We start from the raw sequence: 20,426 nt of genomic DNA on the forward strand, positions 1-20,426 counted from the left end.
TCGGTTTTGACCTTGATACTCCACCCCGGCCCTCCCCTTCGCAGGGGAGGGCGTTATGCAGCCACTTTCACCGGACGGCTGGCATAGAGATACAACAAGGTGGCGGCAAGTATGCAGAACGCCATCGACCCAACCATCGGCCAGGCGCTTTTCGCGGTAAACAGTGACAGCACAGAACCTATCGCCGCACCGGTGCCGAAACGAATCGTGCCGGCCAGAGAAGCGGCTGTACCCGCCATGTGCGGGAAGTCATCCATAATGACCGCCATCGCGTTAGACGTGACCATCGCAATCACACCAACGTATCCCGCCACACCAATCACCATCGCCCAGAACGGCAATCCGAAGGTACAGACGATCACCAGCCACATCCCCATCGTCAGTTGCACAAACAATCCGAAGCGGAACATTTTTACCGCACCCGTACGGCGTACGTTACGGCTGTTGATGAGTGTCAGAATCACCAGAGCGACGATGTTCAGCGCAAAGTAAAAGCCGAAACTTTGCGGCGAAACGCCATTGAGCTCGATGTAGACAAACGGACCGGCGCTGAGGAAAGAGAACATTCCGGCAAATGAGAAACCACTCGCCAGCATATAACTGAGCACACGTTTGTGTCGGAACAGGGAAGCAAAATTGCCGACGCTGGTGCGCAGGTGGAATTTTTGCCGCCGTTCTTTGGGCAGCGTCTCTTTGATATACACGCCCACCAGCGTTGCGGCGATAAGCGCGGCAATCGCCATCGCCCAGAAAATGGCATGCCAGCTGAAAATAGCCATCAGCAAACCACCGAGCATTGGCGCCAGCAGCGGCGCTACCGTCATCACCAGTACCACAAAAGACATCATTCGCGAGAATTCGTCTTTTGTGAACATATCGCGCATCAGCGCGTTGATGACCACACTCGCGGCAGCGGCTGCCAGACCGTGCAGGAAACGCATCCAGACCAGTTGCTCAACGGATTGCGCCAGTGCACAGGCACCGGCCGCGACGGCAAAAATCATCACGCCCCAGAAGATAACCGGCTTACGCCCAAGGCTGTCCGCCATCGGGCCATAAAACAGCTGCCCTATCGCAAAACCCAGCACGTAAGCACTGAGCGTCATTTGCACACTGCCCGCCGGCACGCCATATTCCTGAGCGATCACGGGCATACTTGGCAGATACATATCGATAGCCAGAGGCATCAGCATCGATATCAATCCCAGGATGAAAATCAGTCCGACATGGGAGACCGGTTTTTCTTGCACTTTCAGCTGCTCCAGTTATAGAAAAATCTATCGCGAGGGAACGCCAACGCTGGCCACTTCCTGCTCAGTTAACGGCCGGTACTGACCCGGTTCCAAATCTTCATCCATCACAATCTCACCAATACGCTCACGGTGCAGCGCAACCACGCGGTTACCCACGGCAGCAAACATACGTTTAACCTGATGATAACGGCCTTCGCTGAGAGTCAGGCGCACCAGACAGTCTTCGATTTTTTCAAGCTGCGCCGGTTTGGTCAGGGAATCTTCGTTATGCAGTTGCACACCCGCTTCAAACTGCGCAGCGGTGTCGTCAGCCAGCGGATGTTCGAGTGTTACCAGATAAGTTTTTTCGCAGTGATGGCGCGGCGAGGTGATGCGGTGCGACCATTGCCCGTCGTCGGTCATCAGCACCAGACCGGTGGTGTCGATATCCAGACGGCCCGCCGCATGCAGTTTGTAGGCCACGGGTTCTTCGAGGAAATACAGCACGGTCGGGTGATCCGGATCATCGGTGGAACACACATATCCCTGCGGTTTGTTAAGCATGAAATAACGCGGACCGGTGATTTGATCCAGTACATTGCCGTCAAACTCGACACGTTGTTCCGGGCTGATTTTCATTGAGCCGGTTTTGACGATTTCACCGTCTACGGTGACGCGTTTGTTACGCAGTTCGCGCAAAACCAGCGCGCGGCTTACACCTAATTGCTGAGAGAGAAACTTGTCCAGACGCATTGGATCAACTTGCCTTCATGGCGATCTGAGTGATCGCGTTACTGATAAAACACAAGACCCCGCCGTCGCAATACTGCAACTGACAGGGTTCAGGGTTGTTCGGTTCGTAATAATTGCAAAGAGTTATTATTACTTCGGGGGGGCAGAAACACTGCCGCGTTGAGGGCAATAGTATAGCCGTGCATCCTGTAAGGAAGAAGGAAAATAAGCAGGCTAAACATTCACTGCGGGAGATTTCTTTGATCATCGCCATCGGCAGCATTTCTTGGCATACTGCATTACTGTTTTTATAAACAGGTAAGTTAACGGAATAATCAACAGGTGATCATCGCGTGACTGCTTTTACTCTCCGCCCCTACCAGCAAGATGCCGTGGATGCCACGCTGCGTCATTTCCGCCAGCACGACGAACCGGCAGTGATTGTGCTGCCGACCGGTGCGGGAAAAAGTCTGGTGATTGCCGAACTCGCGCGCGTTGCCCGCGGACGTGTACTGGTGCTCGCGCATGTCAAAGAGCTGGTGGCGCAAAACCACAGCAAATATCTTTCCTACGGGCTGGAAGCGGACATCTTCGCCGCCGGGCTGAACCTGAAACAAAGCAGCGGCAAAGTGGTGTTTGGCAGCGTGCAATCTGTTGCGCCCAATCTGGCGGAATTCAGTGGCGAATTTTCCCTGCTGATTATCGATGAATGCCACCGTATTTCCGACGATGATAACAGTCAGTATCAGCAGATTATCGGTCATCTCAGTGCGCAAAACCCGCGCCTGCGATTGCTCGGCCTGACCGCCACGCCCTACCGTTTAGGCAAAGGCTGGATTTATCAGTATCACCATCAGGGTATTGTGCGCGGTGATGCCAACAGCCTGTTCCGCGACTGCATCTATGAACTGCCGTTGCGTTACATGATTAAAAACGGCTTTCTGGTGCCACCCGAACGGCTCGATATGCCGGTGGTCAGTTACGATTTCAGCCGCCTGCAGGCCAACAGTAATGGTCTGTTCAGTGAAGCGGATCTGAATGATGAACTGCGACAACAAAAACGTATCACGCCGCACATCATCAGCCAGATTGTTGAATTCGCACAAGAACGTAAAGGCGTGATGATTTTTGCCTCCACGGTGGAACATGCCGGTGAGATTTTTGGTCTGCTGCCCGCAGGGGAAGCGGCGCTGATCAGCGCGCAAACCCACGCGCTGGAACGGGACCGGCTGATCACGGCGTTTAAAGCGCAGCAGTTACGCTATCTGGTGAATGTATCCGTGCTGACCACCGGCTTTGACGCGCCGCATGTGGATCTTATCGCCATCCTGCGTCCGACAGAATCCATCAGCCTGTACCAGCAAATTGTTGGTCGCGGGTTGCGGCTCGCACCGGGTAAAACGGATTGTCTGATCCTTGATTATGCCGGAAACCCGCACGACCTTTTTACGCCGGAAGTGGGCAGCCATAAGCCGGCAGGCGATAACAAACCCGTGCAGGTGTTTTGCCCGGCCTGCGGCTTCGCCAATATTTTCTGGGGAAAAACCACCGAAGACGGCACGATCATTGAGCATTTTGGCCGCCGCTGTCAGGGCGTACTGGAAGATGATGAGGGCAACCGTGAGCAATGTGATTTCCGCTTCCGTTTTAAAAGCTGCCCGCACTGTGGCGCGGAAAATGATATCGCCGCACGGCGCTGTCATCAGTGCCAGGAAATTCTGGTCGACCCCGATGATATGCTGAAAGCCGCGCTGCGCCTGAAAGATGCGCTGGTCTTACGCTGCGGTGGTATGAATCTGGAACACGGACGCGATGACAAAGGCGAATGGCTGAAAATTACCTATTACGATGAAGACGGCGCTGACGTTTCGGAGCGCTTTCGTCTGCAAACGCCTGCACAACGCATGGCGTTTCTGCATAACTTCCTGCGCCCGCACCAGCGCGCACCGGGCGTACCGCTGGAATGGAATAGCGCAGCGGATGTTGCCGCGCAGCAGGTGTTATTGCGTCATCCGGATTTTGTGGTCGCGCGTATGAAAGGCCAGTTCTGGCAGGTGCGGGAGAAAATATTTGATTATGAAGGCCGCTACCGACGCGCTCATGAACTGCGCGGGTAACAGGGATGACCAAACCGGTAATTATTCGTTGTTGCTGTGCCCGGACTCCGGTATCATACCGCCCGCTTTCGCCTTGTGTGGAAGTCGCAGTACTCAACTCGTCACTCGGTCGCAGGTGGCGGGGCACATTTTAGAAGTAGTTCTATTAGAGAAACATACAATGATCACTATCAATGTAGAAGTACGTCCACAGGACGAGCAGGGCAAAGGTGCGAGCCGCCGCCTGCGTACAGCTAACAAATTCCCAGCTATCGTTTACGGTGGCTCAGCTGCTCCGGTTTCTATCAAACTGGACCATGATTCTGTAAAGAACCTGGAAGTTAAAGCGGAGTTCTACTCTGAAGCTATTACTCTGGTTATCGACGGTCAAGAAACCAAAGTTAAAGTTCAGGCTGTACAGCGTCACCCGTTCAAGCCAAAACTGGCTCACATCGACTTCGTTCGCGTTTAATAACGCGACTTTACTCTAAATCATTCAGGTTGTAGCAAAGTAGCAAGCGAGTGAGTCCTGATGAACTTACATTGGTAAGTGATTCAGGTGAACGAACGTAGCTAACGCAGCAACAACGTGAAGGATGACGAGTAAAAAGTTGTTGCGCATCGGGACGCCGTGCGAGAACAAATAAAAAACACCGCCCAGGCGGTGTTTTTTATTGGGCGCGATTATTTATTACCCGCTTTACGCTGCAACTGATCCCGCAAATTCGGCGGCGTGCCTTTGATGGTCAGCGTATCCGTGGCCGGATCCCAGAAAATACGTTCGCCCATCAGCATGGCATCAAAGTTAATGCTCAGGCCGCCGCCGCTGCCGGCGAATTTAGTCAGCTGACGCAAAGTGCTGCGATCGGCCGGGAAAGTTTCTTCCAGCTGATAACCCTGCTCCTGGGTAAACTCTTTAAACTTCTTGTCATTCCACGGCGGCAACTCTTCGGACAAATCATCGAGCGCGATCTCTTCGCCAGCCTGTAACTGTTCGTTGCAATAGGTATAAACCTGCTGACGGTAGTTCTGACGCTCGTTTTTATCGAGCTGCGCTTCGCTACAAAAGTCGTCAACTGCCTGCAACAAGCCACGGTTCTGCGCCTTGGTATCCAGACCTTCGGACGCACCGAGAAAATCCATGAAGAAGTCTGAGACTTTGCGCCCTACCCGGCCTTTCAGGAAAGTCAGATAACGGGTCGATTCCGGATTGGTTTCCCATTCGGTCAGATCGATACGCGCCACAATATCGGCATGATTGATGTCAAGATAATGAATGCTGCTGACATCCAGTTGTTCATTGACGCGCATACTGCTGCGGCTGTTGAGTACGGCGACCAGCAGATATTCAACCGCCAGAAAACGATAATGACAGAAAAGTACCACGCCGCCTTCAGCAAACGGGTATTTCGCCAGTTCGTCACGCAGACGGCCAGTGGCGGCGCGACTGAATGAAAGAAAATCATCGTCCCCTTTGCGGCAGCTGCGTAATGCCACCGCCAGTTCGCTGTCTTCATTGAACAAACCGTACGCTTTGCTTTTTGCACTGTAGACGCGGTGCAGTTCTGCCATCATTTCATCAACGGCAGCATTGGGCGTCAGGAGCGTATCACGCAGCACAACATCCAGCGTTTGCTCATCACGTTTGTTCAACTGGTGCAGAGCGATCTGCTCAAGATCCAGACTCATGGGGATTTTCTCCTGTAAGAATTGCAGCCGTGTAAGAAGGGTTGATCTGCGGGGCGTATTCAAACACCGAAGCGCCGGGGCCGCAACTATCGCGAAGGCTGAAATAAAGATTAATAGATACAATCAATACAACAACGTTAACTCAGTTATAAAAATGCGGAAAACAGAGGCGTGATACGCTAAGATATTGGACTTTGTCAGATCAAGAAGCACAATACTCTATGGCACAATCATCCCGTTACAGTGACGAACACGTTGAACAGCTCCTTTCCGAGCTGGCAACCGTTCTGGAAAAACACCGCGCCCCGACAGATTTGTCTCTGATGGTTCTGGGCAATATGGTGACAAACCTGATTAATACCAGCGTCGCTCCTGCACAGCGCAAAGCCTTGTCGCAGTCTTTTGCGAAAGCGTTGCAAGCGTCGATAAGAGAAGATAAAGCCCATTAATCCACAACTTGCCCAATACCTCTCATGGTGACAAATCGTCAGCGCTATCGCGAAAAAGTATCCCAGATGATCAGCTGGGGCCACTGGTTCGCCCTGTTTAATATCCTGCTCATCCTTGGGATCGGCAGCCGCTACCTGTTTGTTTCTGACTGGCCTTCTTCATTGCAGGGGCGCATTTACGCGCTGGTCAGCTGGCTTGGGCATTTCAGTTTTATCGGTTTCTCGACATATTTACTGATCATCTTCCCGCTCACCTTCGTGGTGATGTCGCAACGGCTGCTGCGGTTCTTATCCGCTATTCTGGCTACTGCCGGACTGACACTGCTTCTGGTCGATACCGAAGTCTTTACCCGTTTCCACCTGCACATTAATCCGGTCGTGTGGGAGCTGGTGGTTAATCCCGGTCAGGGTGAGATGGCCCGTGACTGGCAGCTGATGTTTATTGCTGTGCCGGTAATATTCCTGCTCGAAATGCTGTTTGGTACCTGGGCATGGCAAAAGTTACGCAGCCTGAACCGCCGCAATTTCGCCAAACCGATTGTCGTTCTGTTTATAGCCAGTTTCTTTGCTTCACATCTGATGTACATCTGGGCAGATGCGAATTTCTATCGTCCGATCACCATGCAGCGTGCGAATCTGCCACTTTCCTACCCGATGACAGCACGTAAATTCCTTGAAAAACACGGCCTGCTCAATGCCGAGGAATACCAGAAGCGGCTGATCGAACAAGGCAATCCCGAAGCGCTGGCAGTCGAATATCCGCTGAACACCATCAGCTTCGCGAAAACCGGTTCGAAGTATAATTTGCTGATGGTGGTGCTAGATGGTGTCCATACCGACACGCTGGATAAAGATCTGCCCACGCTGAGCGATTTTGCCAAACATAACATTCGTTTTGATCAGCATTTTAGTTCCGGAAACCGTAATGACACCGGGCTGTTCGGCCTGTTCTACGGGATTTCACCGAGCTATATGCAGGGCATTCTGGCGGCGCGTAAACCTTCTGCACTGGTGTCGTCACTGGAGCAACAAGGTTACGAATTCGGTTTATTTGCCTCAGACGGTTTTAACAGCCCGTTGTACCGCCAGGCATTACTGACCGATTTTACCTTGCCGCCGCCGGTCAAACAGACTGATCAACAAACCGTTTATCAGTGGCAACAATGGCTGAACGGACCTGGCAACGGTCCGTGGTTCTCCTACCTGAGTCTGAGCGGGATCAGTAACGCATTGCGTCAGGACGGGGCCAGTGTGCCGACCGGTAATACCTTTATTCATCGTTATCAGAACGGTGCAGCGAATGTGGATTCGCAAATCAAAGCTATCCTGCAGGCGTTAAAAGATCGCGGGGAGCTGGATAAAACGGTGGTCGTCATTACCGCTTCACACGGTATTGAATTCAACGAGAACGGTACCTGGGGTTCAGGCAATGCGATGAACCGTCGCCAGTTACAGGTTCCGCTGATTATTCACTGGCCCGGTACACCCGCGCAGAATATCGATAAACTGACAGATAATGCGGATGTGATGACTACGCTGATGCAACGCCTGTTGCATGTGACGACAGCTCCGGCTGATTACTCGCAGGGCGAAGATTTGTTCGCCGCGAAGCGACGCCATAACTGGGTCACCACCAGCGACGACGGTACGCTGGTGATCACCACGCCAGACCAGACGCTGGAACTGGAAAGTAACGGTGATTACCGCGCCTTTGATATTAACGGCAAGCGGATTAAAGATCAGAAACCAGAACTTAGCTTGCTGCTTCAGGTGCTGACAGATGAAAAACGCTTCCTGGCAAACTGACGTTCGCCATTAACCGAAATGATGAAAGCCAACCCTGAGCGGTTGGCTTTTTTAATGGCACCACGCCCGCATCCCCCGTCAAATTATTTGACCTTCTTCTTGAAAATAATGTCGTTTATAGCACCGCCGGAAACCGCTACGGTAGGTCCATACATCCTAATCACCTTATAAACACAGCGCGGAGGGCCACTATCGTGTCGGGACTGGTCAACGGACAATGGGTAAGCGGCGACGTCGCAAAAGAAGAAATTAAAAATGGCGCATTTCATCGTCAGGAAACGGCGTTTCGCCAGACACATCTTGAGCCTGAAGCCGGACGCTATCAGCTTTTCGTCTCTTACCTGTGCCCGTGGGCCTCGCGCACGTTAATTTTTCGCCATCTGAAAGGGCTGGAAAAATTCATTCAGGTATCCATTGCTCAGCCGGTGATTGGTGAAAATGGCTGGACGTTTGATACGCCGCAGGATGCAGGCGAAAAGATTGAGCCGGTGCGTTATGTACATCAACTCTACACCGCCAGCGATGCACACTACACCGGCAAAGTCTCCGTGCCCGTGCTGTGGGACCGCCGCGAAGGGCGTATCATCAATAATGAATCAGCTGATATTATCCGCATCCTTAACCATGCGTTTGATGCACTGACCGGCAATCAGGATGACTTCTACCCTGCTGCCCTGCGCGAAGACATTGACCGCTGGAACGAGGTGATTTATCACGACGTTAACAACGGCGTGTATAAGACGGGTTTTGCAAAAACGCAGGACAGCTATAGCGCCGCCGTAACCCAACTTTTCAGTACGCTGGATACCCTTGAGACGCATTTACACCACCACCGCTACATTGCCGGTGAATGTATTACCGAAGCCGACTGGCGGCTGTTCGTCACACTGGTGCGTTTCGACAGCGCCTATCATGGGGCATTCAAATGTAATATTCGCCGTATTGAAGATTATCCGAATTTATCCCATTACTTGCGCGAACTTTATCAGTGGCCGGGGATCAGCGATACGGTGAACCTGACGCATATCAAACAAGGTTATTACGGTATTTTGTGGCTGAACCCGACAGGTATCGTTCCGGCAGGCCCGGAACTGGACCTGCGTCGCCCTCACGATCGTCAGCGTCTCAGCGGGCGCGGCGTGATGCAGATAACACACTAAAAATTGCTTGGACCCGCACGGATAACACTGTATATTTCAACAGTTATTTCTCCCTGTCTTTTATGAGGAAAGCTATGCGGGTCGAACTGATTTTTGACAAACGGAATGTCGCCGGCATCCCTGATGCCAGCAAAAAAATTGAAGCAGAACTGGTTAAACGGGTGCACCGGTTGTTTCCTGACGCTGAAGTCAAAGTGAAACCGATGCAGGCTAATGGCCTGAATACCCACGGCGCCAGCAAGCAGGAACGTTCGCAATTAAACCAAATGCTAGAGGAAATGTTCGAAGAAGCCGATGACTGGCTCGCCGTGGAGTAAATAATCCGCTTTGCCGTTGCACTTGCTTACAAAGCGCAATTGAAATAAACAATCCATCGCTATGGCTTAATATAAGATGTGCATGTTATACGAAATTCATTATCAATCAGAGCGATGAGTTGCACATAATGAGGGACAAACCGGGCTATTTTCATCCGGTAAGTTGTTCTCCGCACCTTCGCTTTTCGCTTCACATGCGCCAATGACTTTGCGAAACTGCCATGCCACCGAGCCTAAAAAAATCCAGCGCCCAACCTAATTTCTACACCAAGCGCTTTGCGCTGATTTGTCTCGGTATTGTCTGTTGTCTGGCGCTTCTGCTCGGCCGGGTGGGCTACCTGCAATTGCTTAACCAGCCGATGCTGGAAAAAGAAGCCGATTCCCGCTCGTTGCGCTCCACGGTTATCCCTGCCGGGCGCGGCACCATTGTCGATCGTAACGGCCATCCGCTGGCGCTGAGTGTCGCTTCAAAAGATATTATCGCCGACCCGTTCCGTGTACTGGAACTGCACAGTGATCTGAACAGCCCGAAGTGGCAATATCTGGCTTCCGCGCTGAATATGCCACTTTCACAACTACAGCAAACCATCACCAGCGATCCTCAGCGCCGCTTCGTTTATCTCGGGCGCAAAATAGAAGAAGGTATCGCCGCAGATATCAGTCAGCTGCACCTTGGCGGCATCAGCAGTCAGCTGGATGACAGCCGTTACTACCCGATGAGCGAAGCCGCCGCCAATCTGGTCGGTGTCGTCGGGACGGATAATGAAGGTCTGACAGGCGTCGAAAAAGGTTTTAATGCCCTGCTACAGGGCAAACCTGGCATGCGCGAGTACCGTCAGGATCGCCATGGCAATGTGATCGGTATTCTGAAAGAAGTCGCACCGCAACAGCCGCCGACCATCAATCTGAGTATCGACAGCTTTATGCAGTACGTCTTGTACTCGCGGCTGCGCGATGGCGTTACGCTTAACCAGGCCGAATCCGGCGCGGCTGTTCTGGTGGATGTGAACACCGGTGAGATTTTAGGGATGGCGTCCTACCCTTCCTATAACCCGAATAACTATGCCGGTGTTCAGGCAAAAGACATGCGCAATGTGGCAATCAGCGACAGTTTCGAACCCGGTTCGACAGTCAAACCGCTGGTGGTAATGGCAGGTCTGAACCGGCATATGATCCGCCCGGATTCCGTTCTCGATACCCATCCGTACACCGTTAACGGCCACCTGATCCGCGATGTCGGCCATTGGCCTGCGCTGACCATCACCGGTATCTTGCAAAAATCCAGTGACATTGCAGTTTCGCATATTGCGCTGGCAATGCCGGCCAACGTTCTGGTTCAGCTGTATCAATCCTTTGGTTTAGGCAAACCGACAGATTTGGGTATCGGTGGCGAAAGCAGTGGCTATTTCCCACTCCACCGCGACCGCTGGGCCGATATCGAACGAGCGACCTTTTCCTTTGGCTACGGCCTGCGTGTAACGCCACTGCAAATCGCCCGTGAATACGCCACGATTGGGGCGGAAGGTATTTACCGTCCGCTGTCGATAACCAAAGTCACACCGCCGGTGCTCGGTACCCGCGTTATGTCGGCTGACGTGGTCAGAACAGTGATTCATATGATGGAAAGTGATGCATTACCCGGCGGCTCAGGCCTCAGCGCTGCAGTGCCGGGATACCGTCTGGCGATTAAAACCGGTACAGCGGAAAAAATGGGGAGCAGTGGCAAATACGACGGTGGTTACATTAACTACACCGCCGGTGTTGCGCCCGCGAGTAATCCGCGCGTTGCGCTGGTGGTGATGGTCAATAATCCACAAGCCGGCAAGCACTTTGGCGGGTCGGTGGCTGGCCCGATTTTTGGACATATTATGGGCGAAGTCCTCAATCATATGAACATAGCGCCGGATGCGCTGGTGCCGGAAACGCCACCAACGACGGTGATTAATGACGGGCAGAAAACCGAGTTGGTGCGTCGCCCGGCCACCGATGGTTAAGCGAACGCGATCAAAATCATTAAACATTTCTGACAGACTGGATCTCACCGAAATAAGCGGTTAACGTTCGCAGTGTTTATTGGCTGAAGAAATTGCTGGCTGACACATTGTGGAGGAAGAGCGTAGGCTCTGTAAGAAAAAGAATGAAACGGCTTCTTATCGTATTTTTGATATTTGTCGCGGTTTGTCTGGGGGTTATTGCCCTGAATATGCAGGGCAGCGGCCCGTGGTAACTGAGTTCCGTTCCCTGAAAAGGGATAAAGGGAGACATCATTTTGCCAACCGGTAAGAACTTCGTGATTTTGATTGTTCTTATTCTCGTCGGGATGGTGGTGGTGGACGATGGCATCGCCCGGTTAATCCACTGGATCCTGTTGCGTTAAAACATGGCCCGTCAGGCTGTCATTACAACAGTCCTGCCCACCGGGCCATTATTGTCCGCCGGGACTCTGAACATCTCTGAGCAACACCTGCCACGCCAACCTGACGAACTCGTGTATAATAGCGGTATTCAACCTTAATACAGACTGGTTATGGCTCAAGACATTCATATCGCTATCGTCTGCGCACTCAGCAAATGGATTGAAGGCCATCTGGGTCGTGTGATCCACCTTGAAGAACTGGCTGAGTATTCAGGCTATTCGCTCTGGCACATGCAAAAACTGTTCAAAGAATCAACCGGCATTTCTCTGGGGAAGTACATCCGGGAACGCCGTCTGGCCAGTGCTGTTTATCAACTGAGCAGCAGTGAAACGCCGATTTTTGATATCGCGATGGATTTCGGCTTCGGTTCGCAATCGCATTTCACTTACATGTTCCGCAAGCGTTTCAACATAACGCCACATGAATTCCGCCAGAACCCTGACATCAAACTCGATGTGTCTCCCCCGCTGCATCTGATCCACCAGAAATCAGCCTGAGGCTGTCAGAAACCGAAATCACTCAGGCCCGGATGTTCGTCCGGCCTGCGCCCCAAAGGCCAGTGGTACTGTCGTTCGCTTTCCTGAATCGGCAGATCATTGATGCAGGCGTGACGGGCAAACATCAGCCCCTGCTCATTGAATTCCCAGTTCTCATTGCCAAAACTGCGGAACCAGTTGCCCGAATCATCCCGCCATTCATAAGCAAAACGCACGGCGATCCGCGCCCCGTCAAACGCCCACAGCTCTTTAATCAGGCGATACTCCAGTTCTCTGGCCCATTTACGCTGCAGGAAGCTCACCACGGCGTCCTGCCCGTGCACAAACTCGCTGCGGTTACGCCAGACAGTATCCGCCGAGTAAACCTGGCTGACTCGGTGCGGATCGCGACTGTTCCAGGCATCTTCTGCCAGACGCACTTTTTCGATTGCGCTTTCGCGGGTAAATGGCGGTAACGGCGGTTTAACGGACATAAGCACCTCGGTCAGGGTAAGAAATTCACCTGAACACCATAGCGGTGTTTTACAGCATTCTCACGCCAAATTGTGCCCACAAAAAACGCGGCCCTCTCAGGCCGCGTTCCTGAAGAACGTGCTGTTTACTGCTGTTCTTTACTGTTAAAGCAACGCGCTATTCTGTGTCTGAGAAAGGCACGCTTAGAACTGATACACCAGGCCTACCGCAGTCACATCGTCGGTATTGATGCCGGCGTTGTCGGTGAAGGTGCTGCTGTCGATCAGGTTAATTTTATAGTCGACATAGGCTGACATATTTTTGTTGAAGTAGTAAGTCGCACCCAGGTCAACAAATTTAACCAGATCCTGATCCTGATAGTTATTACCCAGACGGTCTGAACCTAAATCCTTACCACGGGTTTGGTTATAGGCTACGAACGGACGCAGACCAAAATCGAACTGGTAACTGGCGTAGGCTTCAAATGCCTGGGATTCGTTAGCATAACCGTAAGCTTCTGAATCGGTAGAACCGAAACGGGAAGCGTTGTAAGCCTGGGTGAACATCGCAGCCAGATAGACGTTATTGGCGTCATATTTCAGACCACCGGTGTAGCCTTCCGCTTTTTTACCGTCGCCCATGATATTTGGTGCGGAGTTTTGTTCGTCAGTACGGTCAGAGTTGAAGAACGCACCCGCTACGCTGACGCCCGCGCCAATATCGTAGCTCAGGGACATACCGTAACCGTCGCCGTTCTGTGTCAGCACATCACGGGTACCTGGTTCACCGCCACCGCTGTCGTTTTTACCCTGATATTGCAGGGCAAAATGCAGGCCATCGACCAGACCAAAGAAGTTATCGTTACGGTAAGTAGCCACGCCGTTGGTACGCTGATAAAGGAACTGGTCAGCGCCGTAAGTAGAACCATCGAACTCAGGCTGCATGTCAGTCCAGGCGGCAACGTCATACATCACGCCGTTGTTACGACCGTAGTCGAATGAACCCATGTCACCAAATTTCAGACCGGCGAAACCATAACGGGTAAAGGCACGGTCACCGTCATCCGAGCTTTCAGCCTGGTTAGCCTGAACCTGATATTCCCACTGGCCGTAACCGGTCAGTTGATCAGTAATCTGAGTTTCGCCTTTGAAACCAAGGCGGATGTAGCTCTGGTCGCCGTCTGAGCCTTTGTCGTTAGAGAAGTAGTGCAAACCATCAACTAAACCGTACAGGTCCAGTTTATTACCATCTTTATTATAAACTTCTGCCGCACTTGCTGATCCTGCCACCATTAAAGCAGGGATCATGAGTGAAAGAACACGGAGTTTCATTTTTTTATCCTCGGTAGGTGTCGGACCGTGCCACTGAATGTAAAGTACACGTTTTTACTGCTTTAGATCTGCATAACGTTTTTGTTTCTGTATAAATGTTGGCCCGACATGGCAATTCTATTCTCATGATATAATTTCTTTTAATCCAGAAAGAAAATGATACGAAATTAGTGAAGACATTACTTATATATTAGAAGTTGTAACTAAATATTAATATCGGGTAAATTTACGTCTATTTATTTTTGTTAAAATAAAGCACTCAAAGCTAAATTTACAAAATAATCAATATTATCAAGTAATTATGACAAATAATTACCGCACTAAGTGATAAACGATCTATCCACCGGTAATATATAATCTCTCTTGCTATCATCATTATTTGTTATTTTATTACCCTCATTCCCCGTTTTGTGGAAACAACAGCCGGCCCTCTGTGGCCGGTTTTTTTTTGGTTTACAAAGATATAATTACATACAGTGATATTCATCACTTATTATATCGCGCACATTAACTGTATTTATCCATAATTACTTCACATTATCTCCATCTTTCAAAGTACGATTTTCTTAATAGTCGATATCTAATCCATTAAATTAATAAGGTATTTTCGGAAGATTATTAATCCCTATTGGGGAGAGGCTTTGTTGGGCAGCAACACTTCAGATCCGTTACTATAGCCAAAGTCAGACCAATCCCGCTGCTCACTGCCGGGAAGAGCGATAGACTGCAGAGCCACGCAACAGCTTCTTTATTCAACAGTTCAGGGAACCTCATGCCACAACAGGATCAACTCGACAACCTCTCTAAAGCCAGAATGCTTCTGGCAACCCGCCGTTTTTTAAAACTCGACGAGTGGCTGTTGTCACTGATGCGTGGCTGGCAGAATCAGGGCGAAGGTCAAAGCGATTACGGCCTGCTGATGCACCCGGCGACCCTGTTTACCGGCACGGAATCGCCTGCGCTTAATCCGCTGGAAATTCTCAGCGACTGGGCGCAGCAATGCCCGCAGAGCTATCACGCTCACGTATTACTGGGCATGGTCTGGCATGAAAACGCCTGGTTAATCCGCCGGTCTCAGGGCGAAAATGAGATTGAAGATCACCAGTGGCTCGGTGCGCAGTTGTGTTGCGATTACGCCGTGCTGGCATTATTACGCGCTATCGAATTACATCCGCGACCGACCCACGCATTCCGCCATCTGATGAACCTCAGCGGAGGGTTCGGTGAGCCTTACTGGCTAAAATCCCTTTTCGCGGGCGAAGTACCTAAACCTCTGCATGAGAAGTTCTCGATTCAGGGCAGTGAAATCTGGCAGGCCGGTGTGGCGCATATTCATGCGCTCGGCTTTGAACCCGCCACGCACTGGCCACACATGTTACCCGCCGCGTTACGGCAAACCCGCAAAAACGGTGAAGAAGCGCTGGATTACTGGTTGCGCATGGCGATGTCCGTGCGTCACGCAGACGTCGGCACGATGGAATCCTATCTGTTATTCCATTCCGCTTTCTGGGGTGGCAGCGACGAGCAACAGTTGCTGATCATTGACGGCCCGTTGTGTGCGGAGTTCAGTGATGAAGAACGTAACCAGTTCCGTGCGAATGCGCTGTGCGATGCACTCTCCGGTGATATCGCCGAACGCGAATCGCCAGAGGCGCTGGCACTTGAGCAGCGGCTGGCCACTTTACTGGCCAGCCCGCTCGAGCCTGACACCCGCATCCGGCTGCTGGATCTCGCCGGAATTTGTACGGCGTACTGGCAGGATGATGATCAGGCCGGTCTGGCCGTTTATGACGCGTTATTTGCAGTGTCACCGCAGGCCATGCCCGGCCATTCTGCCCGCATGTTTATTTCCCGTGCTGTGCTGGCAAACGGCCATGAAGAAGGCTTGCCGGTACTTACCCAGTTACTGACCCGCGGCCTCAGCCAGGCCACTGATCCGGTGCTGGTGGCTTTTGCTGCCACGGCGTTGCAATTCGGATTATACGGGCTACCTGCCCGTCCGGAATTAAGTGAAGGGCTGATGGAACATGCGTGGTCGCTTATCCGGCAAGCCGGCGATGAACAGCCGGTCAGCGATCTGGTTACGCTGGCGCATGATATGGCGATCAATGATGATATTGATGCCGCCCATTTTCTGATGACCGGTATGGCGCGCCACGGCAGCGCCATTCATTGCTACGAACTGTATTTCTTCTACCGCAACGGCTGGCATCATGATGTGCCTGAGCATTTTCATAATGACAGTAATGCAATGGATTGTGTCCTCAGCGCCGCCCGCTCCGGCATGGTTCCGGCCATGTTTACCTGTGCTAACGCGCTGCGCGACGGGCTGGGTGGCGAACCGGATTATGAACAGGCGATGCAGTGGTATCAGCGGGCAATGGACGCAGGACATCTGTCCGCCGCTTACTACCGCGCCGGCTGTGCGCTGGATAACGGCTCAGACGCTGAGAAACGTCAGGCCGCAGAGGTCTGGCTACCGGAAATCCTGCATAACCCTGACCATCCTGATCGCGCCGAAGCCGCCTATACACTTGGCATGGCATGGCTGACCGGCACCGGGGTGAAGAAAAACCGTTATGTCGCTGCCAGGTTTATGGAATTTGTGCTTGAACTGAATCCGGCATCTGAGGCCGCGAAGCAGGTTCACGATGACCTCAATGGTTCCCTGCGTGCGAGGATGAATCTTTGGCAGGATAAGCGGAAAGCGGAAATGGAAGATCCGGTAGCGGAGTTTAGATTGCAGGCGCCGCTGCAATAGCGGGCTGATATCTTGGGTTGCCGCCCACTCCGGCCTTAAGATCAACACCGTGGGCTCGCCGCCCACGGTGTTGACTTTAAAGCCGCATCAGCAGCGGCGTCCTGCTTACCTCTCCCTCAGGGATTCTTTAACTTTATTCAGCGGCTTAATCAGATAATCCAGCACACTTTTCTGGCCGGTCTTGATGTCCACGTTCGCCACCATGCCGGGCACAATCGGGAACTGGCGTCCGGCTTTGTTGGTCAGGAAAGCTTTATCGGTACGCACATACACGCGGTAATAATACTGGTCGCGCTTCACTTCATCCTGCAACGTGTCCGGTGATACCCCTTCAACTTTGCCGTCCAGATCACCATAGATTGATGAATCGTACGCCGAGATTTTTACCGTGGCAGGCAGCCCGGGGCGGATATAGGCGATGTCGCGCGGGTTGATACGGGTTTCGATCAATAGCTGATCTTCAATCGGTACGATTTCCATCAGCTTACCGCCCGGTTGCAGCACCCCTCCCACGGTGGAAACCTGGATATCTTTAACAATGCCGTGAACCGGTGAATACAGCTCAGAGCGCGTAACCTGGTCTTCTTTACCGGCCATTACCTGTAACCCGGCATCCAGATCGGCGTTGTTTTTCACCTGCTCCTCACGCGCACGTACCGCGTACTGGTTGATTGCATCGTCGATTTTTCCGCGCAGTTCACTGGCCTGACGTTTGAGACGAATAACCTCAACCTGCCCTGCCGCGCCTTTTGCCACCAGCGGTTGCGTCATGTTGATTTCATCATTCACCAGTCTGAGCGACTGTTGCAAATTCGCCACCGTTTCATCACGGTTCTGCTTACGCGATAAATATAACTGACGCTCACGCGCCACCAGCTCCGGCGATTTCATGGTTTCAGGGCTGAATTTCAGCGGCGCGCCGGTCAGTTCTGCACTCAGACGCTCCGAAGATGCGCGAAGTGTCCGCACACGGGAAGCCGCTTCACCGTAGTTCGACTGAGAACGCGTCGGGTCAAGCTGCGCCAGAAGCTGGCCGCGATTGACTACCGAGCCTTCCTGCACCATCAGTTTTAAAATTACGCCGCCGTCCAGTGAATCAATTTGCTGTGCCTTGCTCGATGGTGTCACTTTGCCGGTACCGACCGTCACTTCATCCAGCACGGCAAAACGTGCCCAGACGAAAAACACCAGCAAACTGCCCAGCGTGACCCAGATAATCCACGAGACTTTGCGACTTTCGGCCTCCAGTTCATCATGCAATGTCAGATGTGCCATGCAGTGTCCTTAGCAGCTCAGGCTGCGCCTTGTGTTTTATTGTCACCCACGGCTGCTGCCGCAGCGGGCGTGGTACTGACAGCTTTGGCCAGGATCTGATCACGTGGCCCGTCTGCCACCACCCGCCCGTTATCCATCACCACGATCCTGTCCACCAGTTTGAGCAGTGCCGGACGGTGCGTCACAACAATCAGCGTCCGTCCTACAAGCCAGCTGTGTAACTGGCGGATGACATATTCTTCCAGCTGTTCATCCATCGATGCCGTCGGTTCGTCCATCAGCACCACCTGCGGATTACGCAGGATCATACGGCTTAACATCACCATCTGACGCTGACCGCCGGACAATCCCCGCCCGCCTTCGTTGATAATTTTATCAAGGCTCGATGCGTCGGCCTGCACCATAGACAGCGCGCCGCTGATACGCAGCGCCTGTAGCATTTCCTGGTCCGTGGCATGCGGATAACCCAGCATCAGGTTCTGACGTAACGTGCCGAAAAACAGCCGCGAATCCTGCGACAGATAACCGAGCTGGCGGCGGATATCCGCCGGTTCGACTTTGGTCATGTCAACGCCGTCGATGAGGATTTTTCCCTGTGACGGGCTGGCCTGGCCGGCCAGCAGTTTGAGCAATGTCGATTTACCCGCACCGACTTTTCCGAGGATGGCCACGCGTTCACCCGGTTTGATCTCCAGTTGGCCGATGCCTAATACATTCGGCGCGTTCTCTTTGTCGTAGGTATATTGCAGGTTGCGCACGTTGAAATGGCCGCTGAGCGTCGGGCAATGTGACAGCTCGGCATCAGCGGGCCGGTCAACCGGTTTTTTCAGTAATTCATCCAGTCCGCGCATGGCACTTTTAGCATGCTGCCAGCGGGAAAATACCATGGTCAGTTGCATCAGCGGTGCGATAGTGCGTGATGACAACATGCTGCTGGCGACCAGCGTACCGGTAGTAATGTCACCGCTGAGCACCAGATACACGCCGAACACCAGCATGCCGCCATAGGTCAGTTGCTGCACGGTGGAAGCCCAGCCTGTCAGGCGCGCGCCCCAGACACGTTGTTTCATGCCCACTGCGGCGCTGACTTCATGCGTCTGTTCCCACTGACGCTGAAAATAGGCTTCCGCCTGTAACGCTTTAATGTCTTCGATACCTTCGATGGTTTCCACCAGCACGGCATTGCGCAGCGCACTTTCCCGCATGCCTTCTTTTGCCAGTTTAGCCATCGGCCACTGGATCAGAATGCCGGGAATGACAATCAGCGGGATCGCCAGCAACGGAATAATGACCAGCGGGCCGCCGATGAAAAACATGATGCCAAGGAACAGCAACACAAAAGGCATATCCGCCGCCGCACTGATGGTGGTCGAGGTCAGCAGTTCACGCACCTGATCGATTTCACGCAACTGAGAGATAAAGGAACCGGTGGATTTTGGCCGGTCATCGTTTTTAATATTCATCGCCCGCACGAAAAACAACGAGGAGACTTTCAGGTCGATTTTTTTGCCCATCAGATCTGACACCAGCGTACGCATCAGACGGATGATATATTCCATGGCCGCCGCCAGCACCACCCCGAAAAACAGCACCCATAAGGTCGGATAAGATTGCGCCGGGATCACACGGTCATACACCTGCATTGAGAACAAAATACCGGCCAGCGCCAGTACATTACCGAGAACGGAGGCCAGTGAAATTTCCGCGATTTTGCGTCCTGAACCACGGAAATTTTCCCAGAACCAGTGTTTTTTATGCGGCTGAACGAACGGGTCGATACGCTGATCCCGCCCGCGTGCGGCAACGCCCACCAAAAAAACCGGGCCGGTGCTTTGCTCAAGCAACATCACCAGTTCGGCGGAACGCACTAAATTGCCGCCGTCGCTCAGCCAGTAATCGACAGTGCCGTCATCGTGCAGATTTTCCAGTACCGCAATGCCGCCCTGTTGCAGGGTAATAATGGCGGGCAATACTTCCTGACGCCAGCGCACCTGATTCCAGCTGACCATACCGACCTGAAGCCCCATCAGGCCGCTGAGCCGGTCCAGCTGACGCCGCAACGGCTGATGTTCAAACCAGCGCATCTGCTGGCGAAGATAAAGCGGATCTGCTGGTTTGCCGAATGTTTCGGCCACGCGCCCCATGGCGCTTATCCAGACGTCGATCGACAAAGGTGCAGGGGCTTCATGACTCATTTCAACCTCGATATCG

The 20,426-nt window shown here is 52.5% G+C and carries 16 protein-coding genes; 9 read left to right on the plus strand and 7 right to left on the minus strand.

Annotated elements, in window-relative coordinates; all coding sequences use genetic code 11:
* Window positions 1–53: 53 nt before the first annotated feature.
* Together EVX52_RS10860 and rsuA are read right to left on the minus strand one after the other, a co-directional pair.
* Window positions 54–1,250 carry a Bcr/CflA family multidrug efflux MFS transporter gene (locus EVX52_RS10860; protein ID WP_129952374.1) on the minus strand — a complete coding sequence of 399 codons (1,197 nt, stop codon included), beginning with the start codon at window positions 1,248–1,250 and terminating at the stop codon, window positions 54–56.
* 27 nt (window positions 1,251–1,277) lie between these two features.
* On the minus strand, window positions 1,278–1,985 hold the full coding sequence (gene rsuA, locus EVX52_RS10865) for a 16S rRNA pseudouridine(516) synthase RsuA (protein WP_013574637.1): 708 nt from the start codon (window positions 1,983–1,985) through the stop codon (window positions 1,278–1,280).
* Window positions 1,986–2,317: 332 nt separating this feature from the next.
* On the opposite strand from rsuA, the gene EVX52_RS10870 reads away from it, so the two are divergent.
* Both EVX52_RS10870 and rplY read left to right on the plus strand, forming a co-directional pair.
* Window positions 2,318–4,081: a DEAD/DEAH box helicase gene (locus EVX52_RS10870; RefSeq protein WP_129991266.1), complete on the plus strand. Its 1,764-nt coding sequence runs from the start codon at window positions 2,318–2,320 to the stop codon at window positions 4,079–4,081.
* A 160-nt stretch (window positions 4,082–4,241) separates the two neighbouring features.
* Window positions 4,242–4,532: a 50S ribosomal protein L25 gene (gene rplY, locus EVX52_RS10875; protein WP_129952372.1), complete on the plus strand. Its 291-nt coding sequence runs from the start codon at window positions 4,242–4,244 to the stop codon at window positions 4,530–4,532.
* A gap of 212 nt (window positions 4,533–4,744) precedes the next feature.
* On the opposite strand, the gene yejK is transcribed toward rplY, so the two are convergent.
* Complete coding sequence (gene yejK / locus EVX52_RS10880) at window positions 4,745–5,749, minus strand: nucleoid-associated protein YejK (protein ID WP_129952371.1); 1,005 nt, start codon at window positions 5,747–5,749, stop codon at window positions 4,745–4,747.
* A 221-nt stretch (window positions 5,750–5,970) separates the two neighbouring features.
* Here yejK and EVX52_RS10885 point away from each other — a divergent pair, with 221 nt between their 5' ends.
* The 6 genes from EVX52_RS10885 to EVX52_RS10910 all read left to right on the plus strand — a co-directional run bounded on the left by EVX52_RS10885 (window position 5,971) and on the right by EVX52_RS10910 (window position 12,395).
* Window positions 5,971–6,198 carry a YejL family protein gene (locus tag EVX52_RS10885; RefSeq protein WP_015696497.1) on the plus strand — a complete coding sequence of 76 codons (228 nt, stop codon included), beginning with the start codon at window positions 5,971–5,973 and terminating at the stop codon, window positions 6,196–6,198.
* 24 nt (window positions 6,199–6,222) lie between these two features.
* On the plus strand, window positions 6,223–8,004 hold the full coding sequence (yejM, locus tag EVX52_RS10890) for an LPS biosynthesis-modulating metalloenzyme YejM (RefSeq protein ID WP_129952370.1): 1,782 nt from the start codon (window positions 6,223–6,225) through the stop codon (window positions 8,002–8,004).
* A gap of 194 nt (window positions 8,005–8,198) precedes the next feature.
* The gene (locus tag EVX52_RS10895) at window positions 8,199–9,164 is read left to right on the plus strand and encodes a glutathione S-transferase family protein (RefSeq protein ID WP_129952369.1); all 966 of its coding nucleotides are present in this window, start codon (window positions 8,199–8,201) and stop codon (window positions 9,162–9,164) included.
* 74 nt (window positions 9,165–9,238) lie between these two features.
* Window positions 9,239–9,481, plus strand: coding sequence for a DinI family protein (locus EVX52_RS10900; protein ID WP_129952368.1), 243 nt, complete (start codon window positions 9,239–9,241; stop codon window positions 9,479–9,481).
* A 221-nt stretch (window positions 9,482–9,702) separates the two neighbouring features.
* Window positions 9,703–11,475, plus strand: a complete 1,773-nt coding sequence (locus EVX52_RS10905; RefSeq protein WP_129952367.1) for a penicillin-binding transpeptidase domain-containing protein — start codon at window positions 9,703–9,705, stop codon at window positions 11,473–11,475.
* A 533-nt stretch (window positions 11,476–12,008) separates the two neighbouring features.
* On the plus strand, window positions 12,009–12,395 hold the full coding sequence (locus EVX52_RS10910) for a helix-turn-helix domain-containing protein (protein ID WP_013574628.1): 387 nt from the start codon (window positions 12,009–12,011) through the stop codon (window positions 12,393–12,395).
* Between the two features lie 5 nt (window positions 12,396–12,400).
* Here EVX52_RS10910 and EVX52_RS10915 read toward each other — a convergent pair whose 3' ends face one another.
* Window positions 12,401–12,868, minus strand: coding sequence for a nuclear transport factor 2 family protein (locus EVX52_RS10915; protein WP_129952366.1), 468 nt, complete (start codon window positions 12,866–12,868; stop codon window positions 12,401–12,403).
* 183 nt (window positions 12,869–13,051) lie between these two features.
* Window positions 13,052–14,179 carry a porin OmpC gene (gene ompC, locus EVX52_RS10920; protein WP_129952365.1) on the minus strand — a complete coding sequence of 376 codons (1,128 nt, stop codon included), beginning with the start codon at window positions 14,177–14,179 and terminating at the stop codon, window positions 13,052–13,054.
* 772 nt (window positions 14,180–14,951) lie between these two features.
* Between ompC and EVX52_RS10925 the strand changes: the two genes are divergently transcribed.
* The gene (locus tag EVX52_RS10925; RefSeq protein ID WP_129991267.1) at window positions 14,952–16,940 is read left to right on the plus strand and encodes a DUF4034 domain-containing protein; all 1,989 of its coding nucleotides are present in this window, start codon (window positions 14,952–14,954) and stop codon (window positions 16,938–16,940) included.
* 105 nt (window positions 16,941–17,045) lie between these two features.
* Here EVX52_RS10925 and EVX52_RS10930 read toward each other — a convergent pair whose 3' ends face one another.
* Window positions 17,046–18,215 carry an HlyD family efflux transporter periplasmic adaptor subunit gene (locus tag EVX52_RS10930; protein ID WP_129952363.1) on the minus strand — a complete coding sequence of 390 codons (1,170 nt, stop codon included), beginning with the start codon at window positions 18,213–18,215 and terminating at the stop codon, window positions 17,046–17,048.
* A 17-nt stretch (window positions 18,216–18,232) separates the two neighbouring features.
* Window positions 18,233–20,410, minus strand: coding sequence for a type I secretion system permease/ATPase (locus EVX52_RS10935; RefSeq protein ID WP_129991268.1), 2,178 nt, complete (start codon window positions 20,408–20,410; stop codon window positions 18,233–18,235).
* Window positions 20,411–20,426 lie beyond the last annotated feature (16 nt).

The sequence above is a fragment of the Rahnella sp. CFA14(1/10) genome, from assembly GCF_004195095.1.
GTDB lineage: Bacteria > Pseudomonadota > Gammaproteobacteria > Enterobacterales > Enterobacteriaceae > Rahnella > Rahnella perminowiae.

Bases quoted from the DNA above. Each gene is read 5' to 3' on its own strand.
- rsuA (WP_013574637.1), bottom strand. From the start codon at position 1,985: ATGCGTCTGGACAAGTTTCTCTCTCAGCAATTAGGTGTAAGCCGCGCG.
- rplY (WP_129952372.1), top strand. From the start codon at position 4,242: ATGATCACTATCAATGTAGAAGTACGTCCACAGGACGAGCAGGGCAAA.
- yejK (WP_129952371.1), bottom strand. From the start codon at position 5,749: ATGAGTCTGGATCTTGAGCAGATCGCTCTGCACCAGTTGAACAAACGT.
- EVX52_RS10885 (WP_015696497.1), top strand. From the start codon at position 5,971: ATGGCACAATCATCCCGTTACAGTGACGAACACGTTGAACAGCTCCTT.
- yejM (WP_129952370.1), top strand. From the start codon at position 6,223: ATGGTGACAAATCGTCAGCGCTATCGCGAAAAAGTATCCCAGATGATC.
- EVX52_RS10900 (WP_129952368.1), top strand. From the start codon at position 9,239: ATGCGGGTCGAACTGATTTTTGACAAACGGAATGTCGCCGGCATCCCT.
- EVX52_RS10905 (WP_129952367.1), top strand. From the start codon at position 9,703: ATGCCACCGAGCCTAAAAAAATCCAGCGCCCAACCTAATTTCTACACC.
- EVX52_RS10910 (WP_013574628.1), top strand. From the start codon at position 12,009: ATGGCTCAAGACATTCATATCGCTATCGTCTGCGCACTCAGCAAATGG.
- EVX52_RS10915 (WP_129952366.1), bottom strand. From the start codon at position 12,868: ATGTCCGTTAAACCGCCGTTACCGCCATTTACCCGCGAAAGCGCAATC.
- ompC (WP_129952365.1), bottom strand. From the start codon at position 14,179: ATGAAACTCCGTGTTCTTTCACTCATGATCCCTGCTTTAATGGTGGCA.
- EVX52_RS10925 (WP_129991267.1), top strand. From the start codon at position 14,952: ATGCCACAACAGGATCAACTCGACAACCTCTCTAAAGCCAGAATGCTT.
- EVX52_RS10930 (WP_129952363.1), bottom strand. From the start codon at position 18,215: ATGGCACATCTGACATTGCATGATGAACTGGAGGCCGAAAGTCGCAAA.
- EVX52_RS10935 (WP_129991268.1), bottom strand. From the start codon at position 20,410: ATGAGTCATGAAGCCCCTGCACCTTTGTCGATCGACGTCTGGATAAGC.